Source organism: Candidatus Protofrankia californiensis (assembly GCF_900634765.1).
GTDB lineage: Bacteria > Actinomycetota > Actinomycetes > Frankiales > Frankiaceae > Protofrankia > Protofrankia californiensis.
Genome location: NZ_CAAAFT010000347.1, coordinates 15109 through 21145, shown reverse-complemented (window position 1 = coordinate 21145; position 6037 = coordinate 15109). Strand labels below are relative to the sequence as shown.

Below are 6037 nucleotides of genomic sequence, written 5' to 3'. Positions count from 1 at the left end.
CTCCTTCACCGCCGGTCACCAAACCACCCCCCCGAGCCCGACCACCACCCGCTTCACCGCCGGCGGGGGAGTAGGGCTCGGTGCGGCTGAGGATGGATAGCCAGGTGGCGTCGCCGGCGGTGAAGCGGGTGGTGGTCGGGCTCGGGGGGGTGGTTTGGTGACCGGCGGTGAAGGAGCCGGCGGCGCTGTCGACGCGGTCGACGCCGGGGATGGTGGATAGGCGGCTGGCGTAGGTGGCGGTGTCGGTGGTGGCGGTGGGGCCGCTGCCCCAGGTGTCGGCGACGATGGCGAGGGCGCCGTTGTTGACGACGCCGAAGTCGGTGCGGAGGCGGTCGGCGGTGTGGCGGCTTTCGGTGGAGGTGGGCAGGACGCGGTCGTCGGGAATGCCGAAGGTGACGTGGAGGAAGGGGATGCCGAGTAGGAGGAGGATGGTAAGGGTGGGTAGGGCGGTGAGTAGGGGACGTCGCCAGGCCAGGGCGGCGACCCGGCCGACCATGCTGAGGCCGGCTGGCTGTACCGGGCGTCGCCGCAGGGGCAGCGGCCACCGTTCGATGTGGCCCCGGAGCAGGAGCAGCAGGGCCGGCAGGACGATCAGTGCGCCGGCCAGAGTGATCGCCACGACCATGACGCCGGCGAAGGCGAACGAACGCAGGAAGTATTGCGGGAAGACCAGCAGGCAGCACAGGGCCGCGGCGACGGTGGCGGCACTGAACATGATTGTCCGTCCGGCGCTGCACATGGTCGCGTCCAGGGCTGCGACGGTGCCGTAGTGGTGTTCGCGTTCCTCGCGGTAGCGGGAGACGAACAGCAGGCAGTAGTCGATGGCGAGCCCGAGGCCGAGGGCGGTTGTGAGGTTGACCGCGAACACCGAGACCTCTGTGAGGGCGGCCAGTATCGCAAGGCCGCTGAGCGTGCCGATGATCGCCAGTATGCCGACGAGCAGCGGGATACCTGCCGTGACCACGGTGCCGAAGACCGCCAGCAGCAGGAGCAGGGTGACCGGGACGGCTATGGATTCGGCTTTGGCCAGATCTTTGGTGACCTGCATGTTGATGTCGTTGTTGATCTGTGTGAGTCCGCCGAGGGAGACGGTGACGCCGGCGGTCGGGCTGTCTGTGTGGGTGAGGACGTCGTGCAGCCGACCGGTGTGCTCGGCGCTGGCGTCCTCGTCGCCGTCGACGTGGGCGACGATCAGGCCGACGTCGCCGGACCGGCCGCGCAGCTCGGCCACTGGCGTTTCCCAGTAGGAGGCCACGACCTGGACACCCGGCTCGCGCCGCAGCACGGCGGTGACATCCTGTCCCTTCGTCCGGACCGCCGGTGTCTCGACGCCGGCGCTGGATCCGACCAGGACGACCAGGTTCGGCTCGGCCGAACCGAACCGGGCGAGGAGGGCCTGCGTGCCGCGGACCGAGTCCGAACCCGGATCGCCGAATCCACCGGTCTTCATCCGGCCGACCGCCCCGATGCCGACGATAGCGGCGAGGATCGTCACTACCACCGTGACGAGCAGGATCGTGCGGGGACGAGCCACGATCACGCGTAGCAGTCGGCTGCGTACCAGCGGGCGGGAGGTGAAGCCGCCTGCCGCGTCTTGCGGCGTGGTGACCCGGGCTCGGTGCCGCCCGCCGGGCCGAAGGTTGCTGAGCCGGAATCCGGGCGATGAACCACTGCGCGGTGGCGACGTCGTCATCGGCGTGAACCATCCTTCCGGCTCAGGCGGGGTACGTCCCCGTCCCGACAGGTGGTGACCACGCCGCCCACAACGACGTGGACGGGGTCGGGAATCCGGCCGGTACATGTACCGTGCGGATTTTTATGATCATTCTGATAGTGGAGGTTCCCACGCCGCAAACGGCTCTCCGCGGCATTTCGGAACCGCGCTCCTGATTTCTGCGGCAGACGCCAGAAAATACCTCTGCCGGCCGCTCCCGAAAAACGGGCGGCAAGCCCGACGATCGCGACTTCGTTCACCAAACTTTCCCCGATGATCAGTTTCTCCTGAGTACCCGCGCCGATGGTAGGGCAAAACCTCGGCGCGGCGTCGGTGCAGATCTTACTGCCGATTCGTCGCCATGGCCCACGCCGGTACGCACTAACCGCTTTTCGGCACTGGTCGCCGCTGCCGGCCCAGGCGCGTGCAAACTATTCGTATCCGTCATCGTGGTTGTTTCTGGCAGTGTTCAGGAGAGTCCGCCGGACGACTGGTGACAGGTCCATGCCGCGGCCGTGTCGCGGCCGGTTCCGCTGCGGGCCCTTCCGTGAATGCGAGGCCCGGAGCATGTCCGGATCCGTACCCGACGAGGTGGGTTGACGTGTTTTACCGGACATCGATCACGGATGTTTGTGGCTACCCGGTAGGGTTGATGGTCGAACCGCCCAAAGGGCCGACGGCGACGCGATCATATTTTTGCGCGCTGCCGGCGGCCCAGGTTTCCGATCATGTGAGGGCCAAAGGTGACGGGATCATGCTTCTTTCGCGCCCGAGGTCTGGAAGCCGATCTGGGAGGTCCGGGAGGCCCAGGTCCCCGGTCATATGGGAGAAATCATGATGACTCGGTCCGCCCTCGCGGCCGGCGGAGCCGGGCGACAGCTCGCGACGGTCTTCCTGGTGATGTCCGTCGTCGGGGCCGTTCTCGGCGGGGCGGCCAGCTATCTGACCACGGGCGGTGCCCAGAGCAGCCAGTCGGGTACAGCTGTCGTCAGTGCCGTCCCCGAGGTATCACCAGGTGTCACAGTTGCAGCACCAATGGCTTCTCCTGGTGGAGGCGTCGCCCCGGTCGTCGGTGTGTCACCGGGTGCCGCGGTGGCCGCTACGGCCCTGCCGGCCGCTCGAACGCAGGATCCAGGCGCGCAGCCTGGCGGTCAGCCCGCGGACGCGGGCACCACGGCTGTTGATGACGGCCCGTCGACCAACAACACGGACGCAGCGGGCCTTGCGGGCCCGGCGTCACCGGCCCCCGTCTCCTCGGTGCAGCAGCCGGCGCCCGGACCGGTGACAACCGCACCCGAACCGGGTAACACGGCGCCGGCTCCTGGCCCGATGCCGTCGTCCGCGGAGCCGACTCCGGTTCCCCCGCAGAACAGCCGGTGACACATTTTCGACAATTACACATTTTCGACGATTATTGTCGCCGTGCTCACCGGCCGCGATGCGCATCTTCTCGGACGTGTCTCCCGGTGTCACCGTCGGGACGTGTCACCACGCGCATCGACAGGTCCGCATCAATCAGGACCACAGGCCGATCGCAACCGTAGGCCGATCAGGAGAACAAGCCGATCGGGACCGCGGGTCGCAGCCATCCGGATGATTTCTGCCGGCGCCGGGCCGATTCGGCGTCATCCACCGAAGTAAAATCATCCATCGAAGTAAAATTGTAAGCATGATTGCTGTGGCGACGCTTCGGCCGGTGATAATCTGGTTCGCCGGACGGACAGTCCGGATGTGCCGTGCCGGCGCCGGATCGCGGTATGCTCCGCCTCACGGCCGGGTTGCCGTATCCTGTAAAGGGGCACAGATTTCCTTGGATTACATCGATATCGGTCCTATCGGTCCTGTGAACGGGTCGCGTAGGAATTTTCACAGTATGTCGAAAGCCGGTGACCTCGGCTCTGCGACGGCATACGAGGAAGCTCCCGGCGGGGAGCTTCGCGATCCGTCTGACCCCCGTAACCGTGCGGCTTCCGGCCGGTCCTGTGGAGTGCCCGGGGACGGCCTTGTTCCAGGAACAACGTGAGATAGTGCCCGAACGTCCCGGCTGGTTTGTCATTGATGTACCGCTGCCCCTTCTCGCCGGATTGGGCAGCGGTATCCTGCTGCTCGTCGTCCTTGCTCTCGCCGAATCGCTGGACCTGCTGGCGTTCGCCGCGGTTCTGGGCTATTTGGCGATCTACGGGTTTTCGTTCGTTCTGCTGCGTCCACCCCCGGAACGGGAACCGTGGTCGGACCCGGTCAAAGCCCGTCGAGGATCTGTCGATAACCGCGAGCAGTCGTAGTCGGTGTGCTTTCCTGCGTCCGGACATGCCTTCATCCCGGATGTTCCTTCATCCCGGACATGCCTTTATTCCGGACGTGTCTTCGTCCCGGATGTGCCTTCGTCCGGACGCGACCCTGACGGTGCTGCGATAGACACATCACCGATGGCAGGGCTTGCCTTCAGGCTTGCCGGACTCGCCGGATGTTCCGGCGCGGACTGTTCGACGGGTCAGACCGTCTCGTTGGCCAGTCGTGCAAGCGCTCCACCGGCGCGCATGAGATCCGCCAGATCCTGCTGGTCCAGCTGCCGCAGGCGCCGAAAATACCAGGCGTCGACGATGCGGCGTGAGTGGGCGACCGCGACGAGGCCTTCGGCGGAGATTCTTACGATAAACTGCCGGCCGTCGTACTCATCGTGTTCCCGGACCACCAGACCCCGTTCGACAAGGGTTGCCAACGCTCGTGTCATCGACGGTTTGCGTACGCCTTCCAGCCGGGCGAGCTGCGTCGGGGTCAGTGGTCCCAGTTGCTGCAATGTGGACAGAGCCGATATGAGGCTGACCGGCAGTGCTTGCGGATCGCGTTGCCGTTCGGCTCGCTGTGAGCGTGCAAGTCTGGTTATCGACGTTCGCAGGGCGGTCACGAACGCCGGGTCGATGCGGCCGTCTTCGTCGTTCTCGTGCGGACTTGAATCCCCGTCGGCGGCCGGGGGCCACCGGCGTCCTGAGGACGGCGGGCTGCTGGGTGATTGCACGGGCACGGTCATTGCCCCATGGTAACGACTTCGCTGCCCAACGGCGGGCCGAGCACGCTTCCCTCCGCTGGGCGCAGCAGTGATATTCCCGCGTCCGGGAGTTTCTGATGTCAGCAATATCCCGGGCCGCAACAATCGGTCGGGTGATATTCGGTGACAGCGCTATCCGAAGGAAACTCCACGCTATCGGTTGCCATAACCGGTGACAGGGTATGCGGCCGAGGCCGATCGTGGCGGGCGCGCGCCCGCACAGGCGGGTGCCCGGCAGCCCTGGACAGTGCCTCCCGAGCCACGACGGTTGACCACCGCATCAGCGGATCGGCGGGACGTCCCTTGTCATCCAGTCGAGGTCATTCCCGGTTACGCGCCGTCATGTCCACGATCTTCTGGTTGGTCCGTCCGGAGTCGACGGCCTCCCGAAGCGCCTGATTGCGTACCCTGCGCGGCGACGGTGCGGATGGTGGCGGTCCGGGGACGATTTCTCGGTCGCCGTCGGCCTACGGTGTACCGCTGTGGTCGTGGCTCACGGTGTACCGCCGTGGTCCGCGGTGGGTAGGGTGCGCCGCCGGTCGTGGCGGTCCCGGACCCGCTGGTAGATCTCCAGGGAAAGGTTGAGAACGAGGTGCCCCTCATGGGCCGAGCGGCGGAACGTGTCGGACTGGATGCCGAAGAGGCGTGCGGCTCGTTCCCGGCGCTGGTCGAGGGTCAGGCCGAGCGTGCCGGGCCACAGGCACAGCATGATCCCGATTGCTTCGCTGTGCGGCTGCTCCAGCGCGGCGACAGCGGCGGTGAGCATGCGGTGCGCGTGCAGCGCCCGGTCGTGGATCGCCTGCCGTGGCATGCCCGTCTCGGCAGGCCAGACCAGGTCGATGAACTCCGGTGTATATGTGATCAGCTCGGCGGGACGGCCTCCGCGGCGGAGCATCCGGATAAGCTGATTGTGAATCTGTTGTGCAGTTGTTGTTTCCATCAAGTGATTTGGTCGTTCCTTTCCGCGTGGCCGGCCTGGTACCTACCAGTTCTGTACCAGTTCGCCGCAAGGCGGGTGTCGGGTGACCATACCGGTCTCCTCGGCTACCAGTTTGATGCCATTCCCATGTCGGTTTTCCTCCCGACGGTCGGCTTGGGATCTGCCAGACACAGGCGCTGAATTTTGCCACGGCTGTGATGTTCACTGTTCGGTGATGGCAGGCCTTGCCCCGGCGGTGTCACAGGTGACGCAGCCGAGCTGCTCGTCGGTCGTCACGGCGGTTGCCTCGAACATGCAGTGATCCCAGACAGTGATCCCAGACAGTGATCCCAGACAG

The 6037-nt window shown here is 66.0% G+C and carries 5 protein-coding genes; 2 read left to right on the top strand and 3 right to left on the bottom strand.

The annotated features are described in order from the left end of the window. On the bottom strand, positions 1–1693 hold a 1693-nt coding region (locus DD1DGNOD_RS17970), incomplete at its 3' end, for an MMPL family transporter (protein ID WP_131770670.1). A gap of 855 nt (positions 1694–2548) precedes the next feature. Here DD1DGNOD_RS17970 and DD1DGNOD_RS17965 point away from each other — a divergent pair. Then, positions 2549–3094 (top strand): hypothetical protein, encoded by a 546-nt coding sequence (locus tag DD1DGNOD_RS17965; protein ID WP_131770669.1) that lies wholly within the window; start codon positions 2549–2551, stop codon positions 3092–3094. Between the two features lie 647 nt (positions 3095–3741). After that, the gene (locus DD1DGNOD_RS17960; RefSeq protein ID WP_131770668.1) at positions 3742–3996 is read left to right on the top strand and encodes a hypothetical protein; all 255 of its coding nucleotides are present in this window, start codon (positions 3742–3744) and stop codon (positions 3994–3996) included. 209 nt (positions 3997–4205) lie between these two features. On the opposite strand, the gene DD1DGNOD_RS17955 is transcribed toward DD1DGNOD_RS17960, so the two are convergent. Together DD1DGNOD_RS17955 and DD1DGNOD_RS17950 are read right to left on the bottom strand one after the other, a co-directional pair. Continuing rightward, on the bottom strand, positions 4206–4742 hold the full coding sequence (locus tag DD1DGNOD_RS17955; protein ID WP_131770667.1) for a MarR family winged helix-turn-helix transcriptional regulator: 537 nt from the start codon (positions 4740–4742) through the stop codon (positions 4206–4208). Between the two features lie 511 nt (positions 4743–5253). Beyond that, entirely contained in the window at positions 5254–5700 is a 447-nt protein-coding gene (locus tag DD1DGNOD_RS17950) for a hypothetical protein (protein WP_165035097.1), read from the bottom strand. Positions 5701–6037: the final 337 nt, after the last annotated feature.

What these genes read in the sequence shown, in the direction of transcription:
- DD1DGNOD_RS17950 (WP_165035097.1), bottom strand. Translation starts at nt 5,700, where the DNA reads ATGGAAACAACAACTGCACAACAGATTCACAATCAGCTTATCCGGATG.
- DD1DGNOD_RS17965 (WP_131770669.1), top strand. Translation starts at nt 2,549, where the DNA reads ATGATGACTCGGTCCGCCCTCGCGGCCGGCGGAGCCGGGCGACAGCTC.
- DD1DGNOD_RS17955 (WP_131770667.1), bottom strand. Translation starts at nt 4,742, where the DNA reads ATGACCGTGCCCGTGCAATCACCCAGCAGCCCGCCGTCCTCAGGACGC.